This is a genomic window from Paraburkholderia sprentiae WSM5005, from assembly GCF_001865575.2.
GTDB classification, from domain to species: Bacteria; Pseudomonadota; Gammaproteobacteria; order Burkholderiales; family Burkholderiaceae; genus Paraburkholderia; species Paraburkholderia sprentiae.
On sequence record NZ_CP017561.2, the window covers coordinates 681,342 to 699,716 of the forward strand.

The window sequence follows — 18,375 nt, forward strand, 5'->3', positions numbered from 1 at the left end:
GTGCGGCCCGGTTGCGGGCTTAACGCGTAGCGACATACATCACGATTTCAAAACCGAGGCGTACGTCGGTGTAGCTCGGAGTCGTCCATTGCATACGTGTTTTCTCCTTCGGTTGAAACAGCGGTTGGAACAGCGTTGCGCCGGCGGCCCGGCGAAATTTCATGCCCGGTGTCGACAGCAGCCGGCATCACATGCGAAGCTAGGGCTAGCCCTTATGTAAATGGTGACCACCAGTCTTTGCCTCGTTCAGATTGAAACCGATTGCAGCAGTTCTTCCATTAGCGCCAATCGGTTTCGGCACAAACTGGAATTGGCAAAGGCGTCAGTTCGTGGGCACCCAAGATTCAGGGTCGTCCTTGGCACGAAGAATTGTTTCCGCGTGCCACGCTCCACTGCTGAATGGGCCGAAGACGTGGACGGCCTTTCCGACCACGAGCGGAACGCTCAGGTGAGCCTGCTCGGCAGCCGAAGTGTCAACGAGCACAGGGGCTCCAGTCTGAGGTTGGATGGTTATTTGCAACGTGCCTACCGAAGTGACAATTCCGTAGATTTGGCTGGGCAGAGGTCCTGGCGGAGTAGCCGGGGGCGGGACTACGACCGGAGCGAGCGTCCCGCCCGGAGCGAAGATGTTCAGGGCTGCGAAGCTGGCCACAAAGACCTTGCCGTTGGCGACAGTGGGCACGATGTTGGCGTTGGCGCCGTGAGGCCAGGAGCCGGCGACGGACGAGAAGATCGGTGTTGTGCCACCTGAGGCGTCGAAGGCGTATAGCGTCACGTTGGCCGGCGCAGTAGTGGAGGTGGGGCGACCGACGGCCCAGATGATCGCGGACCCGGATGTTGTGCCGTTCGATGAAATCGTCGTGAAAAAGCCACCATCCTGGCCGGATTGGATGCTAGAAAACGATTTTTCCAGTTGCAGCGCCGCCGTTGCCGGAACCTTCCATAGTTTGATGCTTCTGCCGCCGCTGCTGACAACGCGGCGGACGCCGTCCGATCCAATAAAATACGATGGGCCGCACCAGCAGGAACCGAAATCGGCGATGGAACGCGCTCTGCCGGAGTCGTTGTGACCCATCGCGGCCCGGTCGATGAGGTACAGACGGCCGCGCTTTCCGCCGGCAACGAGCGTAGAAGCCGATTGTCCAGGGATGTCCGGTATAACCATGGCCCCACCGGCACCGAAATCGTCGTCCGTTTCATCTAGCGATGCGACACCATTAGTACCTGAAGGGGTGAAATAGTCCTGCAAGGTGGTCAAGTCGGCAGAGAGCCTCACCACGCTTTCCTGGATGTTGTTTGGAGGAGCGTAGGTCGTACCAGACGGGTCTGAGTTCCCGGTGACAGCGTACAGCACCCCCGACGGACCTGCGGCAATGCCATACCCGGACATCCAGATGGATGACAGAAAAAAGGTGTTGGGTGAAGTCGACAGCTTGTCCATCAACTGATTCGCAGGCAGCGGTGACAGCGTGCTCGCCTTCCATCCCAACAACCAGCCTCTCGACTCATCGGCGCGTATGTCGCAAAAGCTGCCGAAAGCGGCGTAGACGTTTCCGTTCGCCAGAAGAAGACCGGCACGCTGGCGGCTGAACTCTGCGGCGAAATGGTGGGTCGTGCCGTTCGTCAGGGTATGCGAAGCCGAGACCGAGGTCGGAGAACCCGCTTTGTCAGCCAAGGTGGTGATGTCAAGAGCGTGGAGCCAATAGCTCGGCGTGCCGCCTACCAGCTTGAACGAGACCACATATAGCGTGTGGGTGCCCAGATCGATCACCGGCGTGGAGTTGATTCCCACGGTGGGGCCGTTGTTGCCACAGCCGCCGGGAAGCCTCGATCGCGGTACCGGAGTCCCGAGGTTCCGTTGGAGGAGCAGCTTGCCGGTGGAAGCCGAGTAGGCGTAAATGTTGTTGGCTTCGGTGGCGACGTATACGACATCCTGCGTTGTCCCGTTTACGCTCAACGCTGAAACAACCAATGGCTGCGCGTCGACCCAGTCGTTCACTGGGTCGCCGAACTTGATTGCATGCGCGACGCCGAACGAACCGGCTCTGACGTTGGAAGGGGTAAGGGTCGTCTCGCTCGAATTCCAACCAGTACGATTCGTGTCGCCATGATAGGTCAACACGTTCGCGGACGTGGCCGCCAACGTATTGATCGGAGATGCCGTCGCGGCAGGAGCTAAGTCGGTGACTTCTGGAGATAAAGGCTGTCCAACTGACTGCCCGGACGCGACGGACATCTAGGCACCTAAAAAGACGGCGGCGAACAGATAGGATAGGAACGAAAAATGCCTCGCCGAAATTGCGCCGGATCCTTCGTTGTTAGGATTAAGCTTCGCGTTTTTCATGACAGTCCTCCTTCTTTCCAAGGAGTTATGTAGCAGTTCGCTGGACGCGAAAATCTTCGCGTTTGATTAAACTTATTTCGTAAGCAATCCTGCGCCAGTCAGGACATAGGTGGCGTCCGCCATCCACCGTACGTTGGGTGCTTCGGCGCTGAATTGCCGGCGCACCGGTTCGGGCGCGCGCCGCGCACCCGGGTGCTGCCGCGTGGTGCGGGCCAGCGCCGCCGCCTTACGCCGCACAGACCGGCAAGGCGCATCAGGCGCGCCACGCGCTTGCGTCCGTGGTCACTGGCTGCAGGTTGTCGCACAGCACTTTGGCGGCGAGATCTTGTACCACCGCCCGTTGTGATAGTCCCGAAACATGCTCGAGGTTCAAGCGGTGCTTGAGACGCTTGTACGCTTCTTCTATTCGCCAGCGCTGATGGTAGAGATCGCCAAACTGGCAGGCCGGATAGCGTGCGCTGTCGAGTAAATTGTCATCACGACGCGCACTTTGCCGGTGGATACGACGTGACTGCGTGACGGACCAGGCGCACGGTCAGCGCCATGGTGCGAACTGGTCGCTTTTAGGCGGCGTGAAGTGGCGCCGCAGCCAGGCGAATTTTTCCAGTCGGTGCTGATCTATGCGCCTGGCAGGCTGAACCCGAACTACATGATGAACGTCAACCAGACGCTGCGGTTCGTGCTTCAGTTAGGTCTCTCTGAGGACCAGACCGCCTCCGGGTGGGGTAAGTGGCAGTTGCTTCAAGGGCACGGCGTGCACCCCGCGCCTCAGGGACCGGGACGGCAGTTTCATCTGGGCAATGTATGGACCGTCGACGGCGTCATCGCCCTGCAGCAGCAGTAGCAGCGGGTCTGGCGCAAGCGGTGTCGCCGAAGCGCCGCGACGCTCCAGTGTAGTGGCCGCTGACAGGGCGTCCGCTTCCTGGCAGGTTGATTCGAACGGGCAGAGTCCACTTCTGGCCGACCAGCGCCCGATGAATGAACGCGGGGGTTTCCTCCTGCGCAGCTCTCATGCAAAAGGCAAATCCCGACCCGGAGCGGACAATCGGATGTCTCGAAAGCAGACATCCGCCTCACTCGAACGCACGCTGTATCTGGTTGATCAGGGCTGCGAGTTCTGGTTTATCGCCCCACATGTCAAATTCCCGAGTCGCAATCAGTCCCATCGTAAGCGGTCCCTGTTTAGGCTCCGACTGCTCACCGGAAATTTGAGCGCGGCACTACGTCAGTTGGCGATGAATGCTCTGTACGTTCGGCCACGTCGCAGTCAGCATGGGTTCGATGGCCGACAATGCTTTGTCGATCTCAGGTAGCAGTTCGGTGCCCGTCATCACGATCCAAAAGCGAGCCTTACTTTTAGGGTTTTTCGCCTTTGACAGGGGCGGCCGGGCTGATGCCAGCAAAGGCGATGAACCGAATTGTCGACGATTCATGCGTCGATGTCGAACGGCCGGTTGTGGCCCGGTCACTGCCTCGCGCAAACGGCAACGAAGCCGAGCCGCCCGGCGGGCTGCGACTGGCAGAGCGCGACCCGTTCAATCACACACATGAGAAGCGCCTCAATGACCGGTGCCATGCAAACAACTGTCCGTCGCCTGCGGACCATTTGCGGCTTATCCGTCGATCGCCGGCACATGGTTTCGTGAGTACGAAGCGCCCGACGCGGAAACCGTCCCACGGTGCAATGCGAAGCGGGCACTGCGTTCGATCACGTCTGGTCGGGCGAGGTCATCCGGAGCTGAGCCGCGTCGGGCGTTGGCAAGAACTGCTGCGTCCAAAAGACACCCGAAGATCGGCGGGCTTTGGGCTCCTATGATTCGGCGGCGCTATTGTCTCTGTCGGCCGCGCGAAATTCGATGCTTTAGCGCAGCGCCTTGGGTGCTGACGCGGAGGCCGGGTGCTCCTGCGCAGGCGTGCTGCTTTCGGTCGGCTTTGACGCGCGATGCTCATTGGCGGGCGGATGCTCAACATGGCTCTGAATTAACGCTCGGTCTTCCGCATCACCCTGTTCGGCGAGCACGGGTACAGAGACCAGAAAGGCCGCCACTGAAGCCGTCAGTAGTCGCATGATTTCCTCCTATTCAACGGAAAACGTACGGCTCGGAGATCCCCGAGGAACACGCACTTCTCTATTGCGAGGTCCGAAAGCTAGCCGGCCTCCGGGCGGAAGCCAGGACCGCGGGCACCGGGACGTTGAACACGCCGTCGTACAGATACGGTGCCGCGCTTTCAGCAACCGACTGTTCGATCGACGCGAGCGCTTCGGGACGTTGCGACCTCAGAAGGGCAGCCACGCGTACGCCGCCGCGTAGCAGCGCATGAAAAGGCGTCTCAGGCGCGTGCAAGTGCCAGGTCTGGTCGAGCTCGATTACGCCGGGCGATTCAAAGCCGGCTGCCCGAAGTGCGCGCGCAAACTCGTCGTGCTCGCTGAAGCGGAAGAATGGCGGCGCCTCTGGCAAGTCGACATTCAGATCGCCGTGCTTCCGGATCGCGTCCAGCACCATGCCCAGCGCAATCGCTCGTTCGGGACACGCCCACACGGTGAGCCCTATTCGCCCACCGGGTCTCAGGACGCGGTAGGCCTCCGCCAGCGCCTGCTCCGGTCGAAGCAAATGATGCCATCCGAAGTTGCAGCCGACCGCATCAAAGGACTCGTCGGGGAACGCCAGGGCGTCGGCGTCATCGACCTTGAACTGCAACTTCGGGTGAAGCTCCTTCGCCAGCTCAACCATGCCCGGCGCAAAATCGACTCCCACGACGTCTGCGCCGAGCCTCGCTGCGGACGCGGCGAGGTAACCGGGCCCGCATGCGACGTCGAGCAGTCTGGTTCCAGCACGCACGTCAAGGGCGCTCAGTAGCGGCGGAAGCGACTGGCACGTGAGGTCCATATAGTAGGCGTGGTAAGACCGCGCAACGTCCTGCCAGCCCTTTCGCTCAAAGTTCTCAAAGGTTTCGAATTGACCGATGGCTCCGCTACGCATCATTTGCTCCCCAGACGGATCAGGCGCGTGGCGTCTAACACTCAAGAAATCACCCGCCAGCGGCTCGTCGGCAGGGACGGCATAACGCCTGGCGGTTAGCCGGTCAGTACTTGAACAATCCGCTGCGAGGCTTGTGAGAATCGGGCGTGGCAGCCAGACCGGATCCGCATTTGGAAGGCGGTCCACGCCGACAGCAGCCACGGGACGCAATACCAAAACGAAAAGACGGCCGCGCCAATCGCGGTGTCCGCCGACAACATTGCAATCGCGCGGCCGAGCGAGCCCAGAACAACCAGCACCGTGCGGCTGGGTATGAGGAACGCCTTCGGCGGGAACTTGGGTACTGGCGAATGGGTCGCTGACATCCTATGCTCCTTCAATCGACGGGATGGCAGGAGTCAGCGTAGCCGGGGAGGCGTCGCGTCACACGATGATTGGCCGAATGAAACGCGAAGATTTCGCGAAAACTGTCGCGAGGCCAGCGGGTGCCGCAAGCGCTGGGGCGGAGGTCTTGCACTATCCCGGTTTCGACATCGATATCGCGCGCGGCGAATTACGTGTCGCCGGTAGGCCTGCGCCCCTCAGACCCAAGACGTTCGCGCTGCTGCTGCATCTCGCCAGGAATCCCGGTCGGCTGCTCAGCAGAGGTGAACTGATCGAGGCCGTCTGGCGGGAGGTCATCGTTACAGACGATTCGCTTGTCCAGTGCGTCAGTGAGCTGCGCGCGGCGTTGGGCGGTGAGCACCATCACGTCGTGCGCACCGTCCCGCGCCGGGGCTATATGTTCGACGTCGCGGCGGTCGGAACGCCCAACGACGAGCGGCTGCCGTCGACCGATGCTCCGCGACAACTCGGCCTGACAGAGCTTGGCGCCCTCTCGCCCAGCAATTTGTCCGCAGATCTGCCACCACTGTTCGGGCGCGCGGAAGATGTCGCCGCGCTGGTACGCCTGCTCGAGGTCTCGCGAATGGTGAGCGTGGTCGGCTCGGCAGGCGTTGGCAAAACGACAGTCGCGCGGGCGGTCGCGCACCGCCTGCGCGACCAACCGTACGATGGCGTGTGGGTCGTCGAACTGGCATCGCTTGCCGACGGTCGGCTGCTCGTGCCGACGGTCGCGCGCACACTAGGCCACCAGGTGGCAAGAGATGGTGGCCCCGCGTCGCTGGTTCGGCTGATCAGCACGCAGCGACTGCTGCTCGTGCTTGACAACTGCGAACACCTGCTCGATCACGTGGCTGCGCTAGTGAAGCAGATCATGGCCGGCGCGCCGGGCGTGCACGTTCTGGTGACGAGCCAGGAACCGTTGCACACGGAGCACGAACAGGTGTTCCGACTGGACCCTCTGGGCGTTCCCACGAGTGACGACGCAGTGGCTGCGCTCGGCTTTGGCGCCGTTCAGATGTTCGTCGCGCGCGCGAAAGCCGCCGATCCAAAGTTCGACTTCGACGCTCACAACGCGAGAGACGTCATCGACACCTGCCGCCGACTCGACGGAATCCCTCTGGCAATCGAGTTTGCGGCGGCCCGCGTGTCGCTTCTCGGCGCGTTCGCGCTGCGGCAGCGACTTGATGAGCGCATGAAATTGCTGGCGGGCGGCATCCGAACGGCGCTGCCTCGACATCAGACGCTTCGGGCAGCCTTGCAGTGGAGCTATGGCTTGCTAACGCCGCCGGAGAAGTCGGTGTTCGACCGGCTCGGTGTTTTCATGGGAAGTTTCTCGCTTGAGGCCGCACAGCGCGTGGCGAGCGACGCAACCTTGGACGAGTGGGCCGTGTTCGAGCAGCTCGCTTCACTGGTGGACAAGTCTCTTGTCGTCGTCCAAGGAATGCGCATGCCACGCTATCACCTGCTGGAAAGCAATCGCTCCTTTGCATTGGAGCGATTGGCCGCCATCGAGTCGCTCGAGGCAACGCGCCGGCGCCACGCCGAAGCGATGACTGAGTGCCTGACCGGAAAAGACTATTTCGAAGAGCCCTTGGCCCGGACGCGCCGTATCGCGCCGGAGCTGGACAATGTACGCGCTGCCGCCGCGTGGGCAATTAGCCCGACTGGCGATCGCATGGTCGCAATCGATCTTGCCGCGGCGACGGACATGCTGTGGGATGCGCGCGGCTTTAATGACGAAGGCGCGCGGCTGTACCGCAACATCGAGCCATGGGTGGACCAGTTGGTGCCTCCAGTATCGGCGGCGCGTTTCTGGTTTGCAGTGGCTGACTTGCGCATGCGTACCGAGGCGAAGCGCCAGGCCGAAGCCGCATTGAAGGCGGCTGCTCTCTTTCGAAGCCTCAGCGACCGCTTCGGCACCTTCAGGTCGTTGACGGTCGCCGCGCATCAGTTCACCTTGCTGGCCAATCGCGAGGGCGCGAGACAAGCGCTGGACGAGGCAGCAACGTTGTTGGATGGGGCTTGGCCTGAATGGCTGGAAACGTCCCTCGCTTTTTGCAGAGTACTCTTCTCATACCTGGTCGAAGGAGACCATGCCACGGCGAAGAAGCTGGCCGATGCGGCCATTGTGGGCCACCGGCTTGGCGATTCCTTCTTTGGTGATCGTTGCGCGCTGATGCTTCCATCCTTCGATTTGGCCGCCGGCGACTTCACTTCTGCTTTACGTCGATGCGACGAGATCCTTGCCAGTTCGAGCGTCGCGGAGAGTGTCCAATTGCGGTCTCAGACCCTCGTCATACGCGGTGCGGCGCTCGTTAATCTTGGCGACCTCCGGGAGGCGGACGCGACCTTGCGCACCGCTTGTACGTTGTTGATGCATGCGATCGGTCCGAGCATCTATCCTTACTGCTATGCGGCGCATCTGCTCGCATTGCAGGGACGCCTCGCTGATGCGGCAAGGACCATCGGCTGGATCGAGGCGCGCATGCGCCAGGCGAACCGGGATGGCATCCCGCCGATCGCCCTGTCAAGTTACAAGGCGGCGCGCGACATTGTCGATTCAGCCCTCAGCAGCGACGAACGGGACGGGTACGCGGGCGAAGGGGCGCTGCTTAGTCTCCAACAGGTGACGCGCATTGCGTTTCCTGGCGAGTAGGGACGGGTTAAGCGGCGGCCTACGTAGACCCCGCCACTCCTCAGGCCGGTAGATCAACGATGCTTTCGTTCGACGCATCGTGTGCGTGCCATAGGCGGTGTCGTCGAGCCCGATCGATTTAATCCAACGATGAACGATCCTTGCGTACTGACGGGTTGAAAGATGGGGCGACGCATGAATCCGGCCCGAGAACAGGAAATCTGAAGCGGACAGCCGCGCTGCCTCGATCCAGCGTTCCACACTATCCCGCGTTTGCTCGGTGATCTCGAATTGCACCGGTCGCTGCGTTTTCTGTTGCATCACAGTCGCGCGAGGCGCTACGCGGGTGCCCAGGCAGACATCGCGCACCCGCAGTTTCGTCAGGTCGCACGCTCGCAGCTTGCTGTCGCTCGCCAGATTGAACATCGCAAGATCACGGGTTTTCGCCCCCAGTTGCAGGCGGATTCGGATGGCCCAGATTTCCTTAAGCTTCAGCGGCGACTTCTGTCCGGTTAGCTTGTCTTTGTTCCACGGCACGCGCGGCGCGCCGCTGTTGATAGTTGCATCCATGACGATTCTCCTTTCAAATGAAGGGAGAGTCAGTCTGCGCCAATCGCCGATGGGCGCTACGCGACCCCAAGCCGCCGTTCGCTGGCTTGGAGAACGGAGGACCCTTTTTGGCGTGGAAGTGTCGTTCGCGTAACCATCGCCAGCAGTCCCCCTTTGAGTTGTGGAACAGTGTCGTTGATGCTAGCGGCGATTGCTCTTGACCAGAATTTATGGGGTAGGTCGCACCTGAGCCTCGTGTTACATCTGGTAATTTCGCGAGTTATCTGATTGACCCTGCAATCACGCCTGAACTGTATGATCCAAGGTTGAAATCCTGAGCGAAGACATTCCCATGATGCACCGACGAGCAGGAATGTCGCCCGCTTGGCGTTTAACGCCGCCGTGCAAACTTCACCACTCTTAGGGACAATCTTTGAATCGTCTCAGCATTGTGCTCGTCGCGGGTCTGCTACGCACACTTTCCGCACTTCCTTACAAATTTGTCGCAAGGCTCGGGATGATTATCGGTACTGCGCTGTATGCACTTCCGAGCCGCCGAAAGCATATCGTCCAGATAAACTTGCGTCTTTGTTTCCCCGAGAAGACTGACCGCGAACATCGGAAGCTCGCAAGAGCACACTTCCGTCATGTTGTTCGCAGCTATCTCGAGCGAGGTATTCAGTGGTTTGGCAGTGCGCAGTCGATCCGGGATATCGTCCAGATCGAAAGCAAAATTGATCTCGATGACAATACAGCTCCACCTACCATCTTCATGGGTTTTCACTTTGTGGGCATTGAGGTCGGTTGCATGCTCTACTCGACGCACCTTCCCGTCGCCTCACTGTACACACGCATGTCAAGCACAGCCTTATGCGACCTGGCCAGGAAGCAACGCAGCAGGTTCGGCGCTGAGATGATCGAGCGCGCGTCAAGTGCCAGAAAGATTGTGGAATTGTTGCGTTCCGGCAAACCAGTCATGCTCGCCGCGGATATGGACCAGGGCGTTGATAGCTCTGTCTTTGTGCCTTTCTTCGGCGTTCCCGCCTGCACACTCACAGCAGTTTCGCGGCTCGCGAGATTGGGGCGTGCGCGGGTTGTTCCCTTCGTGACTGAAGTGCTCCCGAATTATCAAGGCTATAAGCTGACGATTTTCGAGCCGCTCGCGGACTTCCCGTCGGGGAGTGATGTGGTCGATGCGCGCCGGATGAATGCGTTCCTTGAGGAACAGGTCGTTAAATTTCCGGAGCAGTATTACTGGGTGCACCGACGTTTCAAGCATCGACCACCGGGTATGGAATCGGTATATTGAATGGTTCGCCCGCAGTGAGCGTTTGCCGATATCAACACGTTGCTTGTTTTCAAAGTTTGCGTAGCCAGGCCTTTTCCTGCTCGCAACGGCGGCTTTTGCGGTGGATCGGACACATGAACGTCTCAGCGAGGAAAGTGCCGAACGACGCCTGTTGGCCGGCCTCTGCCTCATGCGATGTGCAAACCCAGCCTACGCCTCGCAGGGCTGCGATCGGCGGCACGCCACCCGTTGCGGGCGTTCCGCGCACGACCGGCTCAGCGTCTCTTGCTGAACGTATACCGCTCGCCCCGAGGGTATCGGCGCTCTTTACGGTTTAACCCGATGATCCGTGAATTCATAGTCGGCCATGCAATCGGCCGAAGGGTCTCGCTCAATAGCCGAAACATGAACGGTATCGTTGTCTGTAAAAGTGTAGCTGTAGACGTCGGGTGTAGGAACGCCCTCAGTGATGAGTGAAATCTTGTCGCCCTTTGTTTCCCACTGGCCCCGCTCCTCATTCAAGAGCTGAGTCTTTTCAGGATTTTTATAGAACGCAATTTCGAACTTTCCGTCCGATGATCTTTTCATAGTCCACGCCATGTAGGAGCATTTTCCATGCTTGTCCCTCTGGCCCTGCCAGTTACCAACCAAGCGGTCATCGAGAGCCGAAGCGAGGTTGGATACAGAGAGAAGAACTGCGACGAGCAAGAAATTTCGAGCTATGAGCTTCATGGCGATTTTCAGTAATGGATAAGAGCTACAGCGCCTGAATTGAGCTGCGCTGCAAGCGGGTCGAATGACTGTCCCCGCCGATTCCGTTTTGCTCAGGATGCCGGGATTCTCGTGAAAGCCGACCGATTCGCGACCCCATCCGGAAACGCCAAGCGATTGCGACCTCGTCGCCCCGGATTTTCGCTTCTAACATTGCAGTTCTTCCCGGATACGTTAGACGCCCCAACCGTACCCGAACATAGGGCGATCACACCGGCTCTACGGCAACTGAGCGTGAAACTTGAGAGGGCGACTGACCGAGCGCTTTCGGAGTGTCTCCGCCGTGTGAATGTCCGGCCGACGCTTCTGGCGAACGACGCTTCCTGGCCGGTCACTGCATCGTGCACCCAGCAAACGCGCCAGGGATGCGCGACGCAGCCTCCCGCGCTACTCAGCCATCCGTCGAGACCGTGACAGTCTCCCACCCCCGGATCTCGTCTTCGAGCGCCGACAACTTGCCGCGCACCAGCTCGAGTGCGTCGCTGCCGAGCAAAAGGTGAACGGGCGGGCGGTCTGCCGCGATCGCCGCAAGCATCGCTCGTGCTGCTTTGCGCGGATCTCCCAGTTGCTTGCCGCTTTTCTCCTCGCGAGCTTCGCGAACGGGGTCGAAGACGTCGTCATAATCCGGGACCGACCGAGGCGTTCGCGTCATCGAGCGGCCGGCCCAATCGGTTCGGAAAGAGCCGGGCGCCACGGCTGTCACGGCGATACCCAAAGGCTTGACCTCCTTGGACAGCGCTTCGGAAATACCCTCAAGCGCGAACTTGCTTCCGCAGTAATAGGCGATTCCGGGCATCGTGATGAAGCCGCCCATCGACGTGATGTTCAGAATGTGCCCGCGTCGACGCGTACGCATAAAAGGCAATACCGCCTTCATCATCGCGACGGCGCCAAAAACATTCACATCGAACTGGCGACGCAGCTCCGACAGAGGCGATTCTTCCATGATGCCTTCGTGCCCGTAGCCAGCATTGTTGACCAGGACATCGATGGGACCCACGCTCGTCTCGATTTCCGACACGACGCCGTCGATGGCGTCAAAATCCGTCACGTCAAGAACCCGTGCGAACGCGCCGCGCGCGGAGAGCGACTCGAAATCGTGCTTGGCCTGCGAACTTCTCACCGTACCGACAACTTTGTGGCCGATCGCGAGCGCCTCTTGAGCGAGCGCTCGGCCGAACCCACTACTAACGCCAGTGATAAGCAGAGTTTTGCTGGATTGCATTGAAGCGCTCCGTCATGTTGACTAAAAGCTGCATGCTAATCTTGCGGCCAACGCACGAGAAGGCTGATTCCGCTAATTTTCTTGCACAAAACTATGAACGCAAAATCTGCCTCCACGCAGCGGCCCGGGCGCTCCCGTCAAAGCCAGGACCGCATAGTTGCCCTTTTGCGCGGGTTGGCGCCGGACGAAGGCTACAACTTGACGGCGCTGCCGAGCGTGCGCATCCTGCGTTCGAACCGGGCGTTGTCGCGCACGCCGGTTCTGTATGACCCCGGCATTGTGATCGTGTGTCAGGGTCGCAAGCGAGGTTACTTCGGTGATCGGCTCTATCTCTACGACGAGCATCACTACCTCGCTGTGTCCGTGCCGGTGCCATTCACGATGGAAACCGACGCAACGCCGGATCGCCCGTTGCTTGCGTTGTACCTGCATCTCGATTTCACCATGGCCGCCGAACTCGCGGCGCAGATCGATCGCGAGGGCGTGACGGAACGAATTCAGGCGCCTCAGAGCATGATGTCGACGCCGATGGACGACGCGATGCAGGCGTCTGTGCTGCGCTTGCTCGAAGCGATGCACCGGCCGCTTGAAGCCGCGGTATTGGGCCAAGGCCTGCTGCGCGAACTGTACTTCCGCGTGCTGACCGGAGCACAGGGACGTTCGATGAGAGAGGCGCTTGCGATGCGCGGGCAGTTCGGCCGAATCACTCGATCCCTCCGCCTCATTCACGCGGGCTATGCGCAGTCGCTCGACGTAACGCGGCTTGCTGACGAAGCAGGCATGAGCGTCCCGAGTTTCCACAGCCACTTCAAGGCGATCACGCAGCTGTCGCCCATGCAGTATCTCAAGTCGACGCGTCTGCATCAGGCTCGCCTGTTGATGGTGCGCCAAGGCCTGAGCGCGGAGGCCGCGAGTCACGCCGTGGGCTACTCGAGTCCTTCCCAGTTCAGCCGGGAGTTCAAACGCCTGTTCGGCTCGACGCCGGCGGCGGAGACTAAGCGCATGCGCGAAAACTTCGCCGTGCCGGCGTTCGCCGATGCAACGTATGTTTCGTCACACTGAGCTTCCCATAGGAACCGCGACGCGGCCGGCAGCCGTGCAGCGGATGTCGTCAACGCCTGGGTCGGGAAAATACGTTGACCAGATTCCCATCGGGATCGCGCAGCAAAAGCGAACGATTGCCCCACGGCATCAATGTCGTCGCCATCACGATGTTGGTCCCGGACGCATTCATCCGTTCGAACACCGCGTCGACGTCCTCCACTTCGAACTCCAGGATCGCCGATCGATTTGCAGCCGCCGTGGCAGCGCCGACATTGAACAGCTCGATAAGACGCTCAGACGAAATCGCAAGCGTCGCTCCTTCGAATCGCAATTCGGCAAATCCGTCGGCCGGACGTGCGGCCTCGATGCCGGAAAGCCTTTGATAGAACTCGATGAGCCCATCGAGATCCCGGGTAACGATACGAACCGATGCAAACTTCATTTGAACTCCTCGCCAGGAAAGGGAGCTCAGTCTAACGATCGATACTGTCAGTTTCTGGCAGTACGGTGCGGCTGGCGACGCCATTGAGCCTACGCCACTCACGAAGCAGTGTTGACCGCCTTTTGGGGTAGCGCTGTTCTAACGGGTCGACGTTCGAGATCCGATCCGAACGGAAATTTCGAAAAGCAGCGCGGAGCTCGCACCAACACATCAGCACCCGCGCCTGGTCGAAATAAACGAGGGCAAAGGGCCAAACTACACGCTGCGAGTGAATACCGCTGCCGTCCACGTAAGTGATATTCAGCTTTCGCTCTGCTCGGACTGCGGCACGTAGAAGGTCAGGCGAGACTGTGTGGGCAGGCCTCTTCAACGGCGCGCCAACCAGCAGCGAAGATTCCTCCAGCTCGCGACGCAGTTCCGCGGGCAGTACGGCGGCGATCTTCGCAAGCGTGCTCAGCGCTCCGGTCGATAGCGTCTCGTCGCAGCGATCAGCGACCCAGCGCATGCCAAGAACAAGGGCGTCGAGTTCCTCCGAGCGGAACATCATTGGCGGCAGCATGAAGCCCGGTTTCATCACGTAACCCATGCCCGGCGCCCCCTCGATCATGGCTCCTTGCGCCTGCAAACTGGCGATGTCCCGATACAGCGTGCGCAGGCTCACGCCGAGTTCCTCGGCCAGGGCTTGACCGCGCACGGGACGTCGATAACGACGCAGCACTTGCAGGAGATGAAGGAGACGCTCGGAGCGGGACATACGTGAATCCTGATATCGACACTGAAATGAATCGACGATTATCTTGCGCGCGCGCCTGCATAGGCGGCCAGATAGCCGGCAGGGCCGATATCCGCGACGAACGGCAACACGGATCGGCTCTATTTGAATCAGCTCTGCGGCGTTCGTGGCCGGTACGCCGCAGATCCCGTCGTCGTCATCCGTGCGCGCGTGAACCGCCTGCCATCGCAGGCGTTTGAGCGAAACGGCCGTCAACGCCCTCTGCGCGCCGTCCCGATGTCGAAGACCCGCTCGCGCCAACGCGCGAGCCACCGTCGCAGCATGCGATGACGCTCGACGTGCGGACTCGTGATCGACACTTCCGCGCACGCTTGGTCCTCGACGCTCAACCAGACACGCTCGCCGCGTTCCAGGCTGATCGATTCGCCGGGCTGCAGCCAGTAGTCGTAGGGAGAGCAGTGGCGCGTCAGCCATAGCCGCGCCTGGCCGTGCACACGCAATTCAGAGTCGGCGGCGATACGCCACGTCACGGTCGTCGCCGACTCCACCGCGAAGTGGACTACTACACGCGGCAGCGAAATCGCAGCGCGCGCGCCGCCTCGAGTCGAACAGGGATACAGGAACTGCTGGCTGGCTTCTTCCATCTTCTTCTCCGTCAGTGAAGCCGGCAGACGGAGGCGCCATCCAGGCAAGAAAAAAGCCCCATCCGTTTCCGGCGGGGCCTCGTGACTTTTGCGTTGCTGCTGGTCGCTAATGTCCACACGCCCCCGACGCTGCATGATTCCACGCATGCGTCGGGGGGTAAATCGCGGTGGCGAAAGAAAAGGGCGTTTGCATGCGGATGAGTATGTATTGGGCTCGCAGAGACCGTCAATAAGAAATTGAGATTTTTCGCAAACACTCGATTAAGGATTTCGCACCGAGCCGGCCATGCGGCCGTCGGCGCGCGGAGAGTTCCTCGCCTTGTCTGACTGCCGCGACAGCGGCTTTGTCCCAGTTCGCGTCGCTGCTCGAGCGAACAATTCTCACCGACTCGAGGTTGCCCGAAGACGAGCAACGCACTTCGACGGTCGTTTCACCGTGAACAGGGTCCATCCCAGACGATGTGTGGACGCACGCGTCGTCGGACCGCTTCTGCATAGTCGAACACTGTCGACACAACGGCCTGTTGCCCGGAAGTCCGCGGGGTCCTGAAGCTGTTCATCGCTCTCCGTCTCCAGTGACAGATAACGTGACATGATTGCCTGGAGATTGCTTTCGGATCGCAGCGGCTTTTTCCCCTCACGCCACAACCGATACCGAACGCAAAATCTACCGTGATAATGTGCAAAGACATCGCGGACCGAACAGGAATAGATCAAGATGATTTCGCACGTTTTTATTGGCGTTAATGACTTTGATCGAGCCTTTAAATTCTATTCGGTCATCATGAGCGAACTGGGACATCAGCTGAAGTTTTGCGACCCGGATCGACCGTGGGCGGGTTGGATGGCTGACGGTATGCCGCGTCCGCTCTTTCTTATTGGCAGGCCCTATGACGGCAACTCAGCGGAACGCGGAAACGGGCAAATGGTGGCGTTGCTTGCGCCGGATCGTCGTTCGGTCGACCAAGCATACGCGAGCGCGCTGGCACATTCCGGTTCTTGCGAAGGTCCTCCCGGCTTACGACGGCACTACCACCCGGACTATTACGGGGCGTACTTCCGGGACCCGGAGGGAAACAAGATTTGCGTTTGTTGTCATCTTCCCGTCACGCAGTAGTTTTTTTTCCCGCTCACCACAATATTCGCGCTCCTGAAACGTCTTCAGACGCATGGAACCGCCACCCACCTCGCAGCCGATGACCGACCGAGACAGCGACATCACCGCGACCGTGGTGCGTGAGCGCACGAGGCTCGTCAATTTTATCCGGCGTCGAATACGGGACCCGGACGACGCCGAGGACATCCTGCAGGATGTATTTCACGAATTTGTGCAGGCTTACCGGCTTCCCGCTCCGATCGAACAGGCGAGCGCGTGGCTTTTCCGGGCTGCGCGCAACCGCATCATCGATCGTTTTCGCAAGAAGAAAGAGCAACCGCTGACCGATGTGTTCGAGGCGGAAGACGACGCTAGCGATGACTATCGCCTCGATCTCGCGCTGCCGGCGCACGATGCAGGTCCCGAAGCTCTCTACGCGCGCGCTCTATTGCTCAAGGCCTTGCAGGATGCGCTCGATGAGTTGCCGCCGAATCAACGTGAGGTATTTATCGCGCACGAGCTGGAGGGGCGGCCCTTCAAAGACTTGGCGGCGCAAAGCGGTGTCACGCTCAATACGCTGCTTGCGCGCAAACGCTACGCGGTCTTGCATCTGCGCGCCCGACTGCAGACCATTTATGACGAACTGGATATTTAGAGGAGTCGACGGATGAATTTTCGAATCAGATGTGCGGGCAAAGCGCTGCTTGTCGTGGTCGCCATAGGCGTGCTCGGATGGGTGGTCATGACTCTATGGAATTGGGTGATTCCGGCGCTATTCGTTGGCGCCCGTGCGATCGACTTCGCCCACGCGTTAGGCCTGCTGGTTTTGAGCCGCATCCTGTTTGGCGGATTCCGCGGATTCCGCGGACATGGCGGCTGGCGCGAACGGCGTCACTGGCGCAAATGGGAAGCGATGACGCCCGAAGAACGGGAGCATTTCAAGACCGCATGGCAATCGGGCCGCGCACCACGCGCGGGAGACTGACCATGCGCGAGAAATCAATGGGCGACTGCAAACAGAAGCCGGGCGTGATTGTGCCAGTCGTCGACCTGAGACGTTGCGAAGGCAAGGGCGATTGCCTAGCGGTTTGCCCTGAGAATGTGTTTGAGATCCGGCGCATCGATGAAGTCGATTATCGCAGCCTCGATTTGATGCACCGCCTCAAGCTGCGCGTGCATGGAATGAAGGTCGCCTATACACCGAACGCGCACGCCTGCCGCTCATGCGGTCTTTGCGTGACGGCATGCCCTGAACACGCGATCAAGCTCGCCAGAACGGCATAGCGCTACACATTTTGGCTGATGGTTGAAGGGCAGCGTAGGCCGCTTAACGTTGCGGTCAGTCGTTGCATACGTCATCGGCATTCTCGATCTCGTCAAGGAGCGCACATGACATCAGCAACCACAGCTCTACTGCGGCGGCTTCATGAACAGAGCCAGACAGAAGTGATAGCCCGCGCACAGGCGCAATTCCGAGGATCGAGCGAGGAGTTTCTGATTCTCGCGGAGGAATACGAAACGGTCGCACCTCGACTGCGTGGACGGTTTCTCGAAACGCTCGGGCTATCGAGCGAAGACTTCCAATCCTCGCAAGATACTTCTCTATCGTTAGCCGTGTCAGCGGAAACGGGACGGTTTTTACGCAACATGGTGCTTTCGCACAAGCCGGCTCGAATCCTCGAGCTCGGCAGTTCCTGCGGTGTGTCCACGCTGTATTTCGCCGAGGCCCTTCGCACGTTAGGCAGTGGTGTGGTCGTAGCGACTGAATTCGATGCTGTTAAGTGCGCACAACTTCGGGCACACGTCGGAACGGCGGGTGTAGACGCTTATGTCGACCTGCGGGAGGGCGATGTCTTCCAGACCGTTTCCGAACTGGACGGCACGTTCGACATCGTGTTTATCGACGTATGGGCCAACCTCTATTTGGATCTGTTCAAGCAGATTGAACGCCTGCTACGCCCGGGATCTATCGTTCTCGCCGACAACATGTACACAGCCGAGGACGCCGTTCGGCCTTACAAGCACTATCTCGACGACGATCCGCGCTTTTCGACCACGACGCTGGACTTTGAATCGGGGATCGAATTTACGGTCGTCGTTTCTTAAGCTGATGAAGGGCTTTTCGCGCGCGTCGGCGCGGATGACGTTCGTCACCGCTATTGCGACGCGGCCCGTGCTGACGGTGAACGGAGGCTCGTGGATGAGCGCGGTCACCTTACATCATCGTTGCTTGGCGACC

22 protein-coding genes are annotated in these 18,375 nt (G+C 60.0%); 9 read left to right on the forward strand and 13 right to left on the reverse strand.

Annotation, left to right across the window (positions count from 1 at the left end):
* Positions 1–19 precede the first annotated feature (19 nt).
* From pqqA to BJG93_RS36200, 3 genes are all read right to left on the reverse strand, one after another.
* Positions 20–163, reverse strand: coding sequence for a pyrroloquinoline quinone precursor peptide PqqA (gene pqqA / locus BJG93_RS36345; protein ID WP_063828923.1), 144 nt, complete (start codon positions 161–163; stop codon positions 20–22).
* Between the two features lie 159 nt (positions 164–322).
* Positions 323–2,236 carry a hypothetical protein gene (locus BJG93_RS03170; RefSeq protein ID WP_071336557.1) on the reverse strand — a complete coding sequence of 638 codons (1,914 nt, stop codon included), beginning with the start codon at positions 2,234–2,236 and terminating at the stop codon, positions 323–325.
* Between the two features lie 361 nt (positions 2,237–2,597).
* Positions 2,598–2,846 carry a transposase gene (locus BJG93_RS36200; RefSeq protein WP_322786956.1) on the reverse strand — a complete coding sequence of 83 codons (249 nt, stop codon included), beginning with the start codon at positions 2,844–2,846 and terminating at the stop codon, positions 2,598–2,600.
* 75 nt (positions 2,847–2,921) lie between these two features.
* Here BJG93_RS36200 and BJG93_RS03180 point away from each other — a divergent pair, with 75 nt between their 5' ends.
* Positions 2,922–3,188: a hypothetical protein gene (locus BJG93_RS03180; RefSeq protein WP_027196908.1), complete on the forward strand. Its 267-nt coding sequence runs from the start codon at positions 2,922–2,924 to the stop codon at positions 3,186–3,188.
* Between the two features lie 1,017 nt (positions 3,189–4,205).
* Here the strand turns inward: BJG93_RS03180 and BJG93_RS03185 are convergent.
* From BJG93_RS03185 to BJG93_RS03195, 3 genes are all read right to left on the reverse strand, one after another.
* Positions 4,206–4,412 carry a hypothetical protein gene (locus BJG93_RS03185; protein ID WP_154671806.1) on the reverse strand — a complete coding sequence of 69 codons (207 nt, stop codon included), beginning with the start codon at positions 4,410–4,412 and terminating at the stop codon, positions 4,206–4,208.
* A gap of 61 nt (positions 4,413–4,473) precedes the next feature.
* Positions 4,474–5,328, reverse strand: coding sequence for a methyltransferase domain-containing protein (locus BJG93_RS03190; protein ID WP_063828924.1), 855 nt, complete (start codon positions 5,326–5,328; stop codon positions 4,474–4,476).
* 92 nt (positions 5,329–5,420) lie between these two features.
* Complete coding sequence (locus BJG93_RS03195; protein WP_027196910.1) at positions 5,421–5,690, reverse strand: hypothetical protein; 270 nt, start codon at positions 5,688–5,690, stop codon at positions 5,421–5,423.
* 77 nt (positions 5,691–5,767) lie between these two features.
* Here BJG93_RS03195 and BJG93_RS03200 point away from each other — a divergent pair, with 77 nt between their 5' ends.
* Complete coding sequence (locus BJG93_RS03200; RefSeq protein WP_027196911.1) at positions 5,768–8,365, forward strand: ATP-binding protein; 2,598 nt, start codon at positions 5,768–5,770, stop codon at positions 8,363–8,365.
* Here the strand turns inward: BJG93_RS03200 and BJG93_RS03205 are convergent.
* A complete protein-coding gene (locus tag BJG93_RS03205; RefSeq protein ID WP_082194607.1) occupies positions 8,270–8,914 on the reverse strand; it encodes a tyrosine-type recombinase/integrase in 645 nt (214 codons plus the stop codon). The genes BJG93_RS03200 and BJG93_RS03205 overlap by 96 nt on opposite strands.
* 412 nt (positions 8,915–9,326) lie before the next feature.
* Between BJG93_RS03205 and BJG93_RS03210 the strand changes: the two genes are divergently transcribed.
* A complete protein-coding gene (locus tag BJG93_RS03210; RefSeq protein WP_027196912.1) occupies positions 9,327–10,202 on the forward strand; it encodes a lipid A biosynthesis lauroyl acyltransferase in 876 nt (291 codons plus the stop codon).
* A gap of 306 nt (positions 10,203–10,508) precedes the next feature.
* On the opposite strand, the gene BJG93_RS03215 is transcribed toward BJG93_RS03210, so the two are convergent.
* Positions 10,509–10,913 (reverse strand): lipocalin-like domain-containing protein, encoded by a 405-nt coding sequence (locus tag BJG93_RS03215; RefSeq protein WP_027196913.1) that lies wholly within the window; start codon positions 10,911–10,913, stop codon positions 10,509–10,511.
* A gap of 430 nt (positions 10,914–11,343) precedes the next feature.
* The gene (locus BJG93_RS03220; protein ID WP_027196914.1) at positions 11,344–12,177 is read right to left on the reverse strand and encodes an oxidoreductase; all 834 of its coding nucleotides are present in this window, start codon (positions 12,175–12,177) and stop codon (positions 11,344–11,346) included.
* A 93-nt stretch (positions 12,178–12,270) separates the two neighbouring features.
* On the opposite strand from BJG93_RS03220, the gene BJG93_RS03225 reads away from it, so the two are divergent.
* On the forward strand, positions 12,271–13,239 hold the full coding sequence (locus BJG93_RS03225) for an AraC family transcriptional regulator (protein WP_051374370.1): 969 nt from the start codon (positions 12,271–12,273) through the stop codon (positions 13,237–13,239).
* Positions 13,240–13,288: 49 nt separating this feature from the next.
* Here BJG93_RS03225 and BJG93_RS03230 read toward each other — a convergent pair whose 3' ends face one another.
* The 4 genes from BJG93_RS03230 to BJG93_RS03245 form a co-directional block, all read right to left on the reverse strand.
* Positions 13,289–13,663 (reverse strand): VOC family protein, encoded by a 375-nt coding sequence (locus tag BJG93_RS03230; protein WP_027196916.1) that lies wholly within the window; start codon positions 13,661–13,663, stop codon positions 13,289–13,291.
* A gap of 31 nt (positions 13,664–13,694) precedes the next feature.
* The gene (locus BJG93_RS03235) at positions 13,695–14,417 is read right to left on the reverse strand and encodes a helix-turn-helix transcriptional regulator (RefSeq protein ID WP_027196917.1); all 723 of its coding nucleotides are present in this window, start codon (positions 14,415–14,417) and stop codon (positions 13,695–13,697) included.
* Positions 14,418–14,647: 230 nt separating this feature from the next.
* Positions 14,648–15,040, reverse strand: a complete 393-nt coding sequence (locus BJG93_RS03240; RefSeq protein WP_027196918.1) for a DUF2917 domain-containing protein — start codon at positions 15,038–15,040, stop codon at positions 14,648–14,650.
* A gap of 226 nt (positions 15,041–15,266) precedes the next feature.
* Positions 15,267–15,536 (reverse strand): energy transducer TonB, encoded by a 270-nt coding sequence (locus tag BJG93_RS03245; RefSeq protein ID WP_322786948.1) that lies wholly within the window; start codon positions 15,534–15,536, stop codon positions 15,267–15,269.
* Positions 15,537–15,758: 222 nt separating this feature from the next.
* On the opposite strand from BJG93_RS03245, the gene BJG93_RS03250 reads away from it, so the two are divergent.
* From BJG93_RS03250 to BJG93_RS03270, 5 genes are all read left to right on the forward strand, one after another.
* Positions 15,759–16,157: a VOC family protein gene (locus BJG93_RS03250; protein ID WP_082194608.1), complete on the forward strand. Its 399-nt coding sequence runs from the start codon at positions 15,759–15,761 to the stop codon at positions 16,155–16,157.
* Between the two features lie 52 nt (positions 16,158–16,209).
* Positions 16,210–16,791 (forward strand): RNA polymerase sigma factor, encoded by a 582-nt coding sequence (locus BJG93_RS03255; protein ID WP_027196919.1) that lies wholly within the window; start codon positions 16,210–16,212, stop codon positions 16,789–16,791.
* Positions 16,792–16,803: 12 nt separating this feature from the next.
* Positions 16,804–17,121, forward strand: coding sequence for a hypothetical protein (locus tag BJG93_RS03260; protein WP_027196920.1), 318 nt, complete (start codon positions 16,804–16,806; stop codon positions 17,119–17,121).
* 2 nt (positions 17,122–17,123) lie between these two features.
* On the forward strand, positions 17,124–17,420 hold the full coding sequence (locus BJG93_RS03265) for a 4Fe-4S dicluster domain-containing protein (protein ID WP_027196921.1): 297 nt from the start codon (positions 17,124–17,126) through the stop codon (positions 17,418–17,420).
* A 105-nt stretch (positions 17,421–17,525) separates the two neighbouring features.
* On the forward strand, positions 17,526–18,242 hold the full coding sequence (locus BJG93_RS03270) for an O-methyltransferase (protein ID WP_027196922.1): 717 nt from the start codon (positions 17,526–17,528) through the stop codon (positions 18,240–18,242).
* The last annotated feature ends 133 nt before the right edge of the window (positions 18,243–18,375 follow it).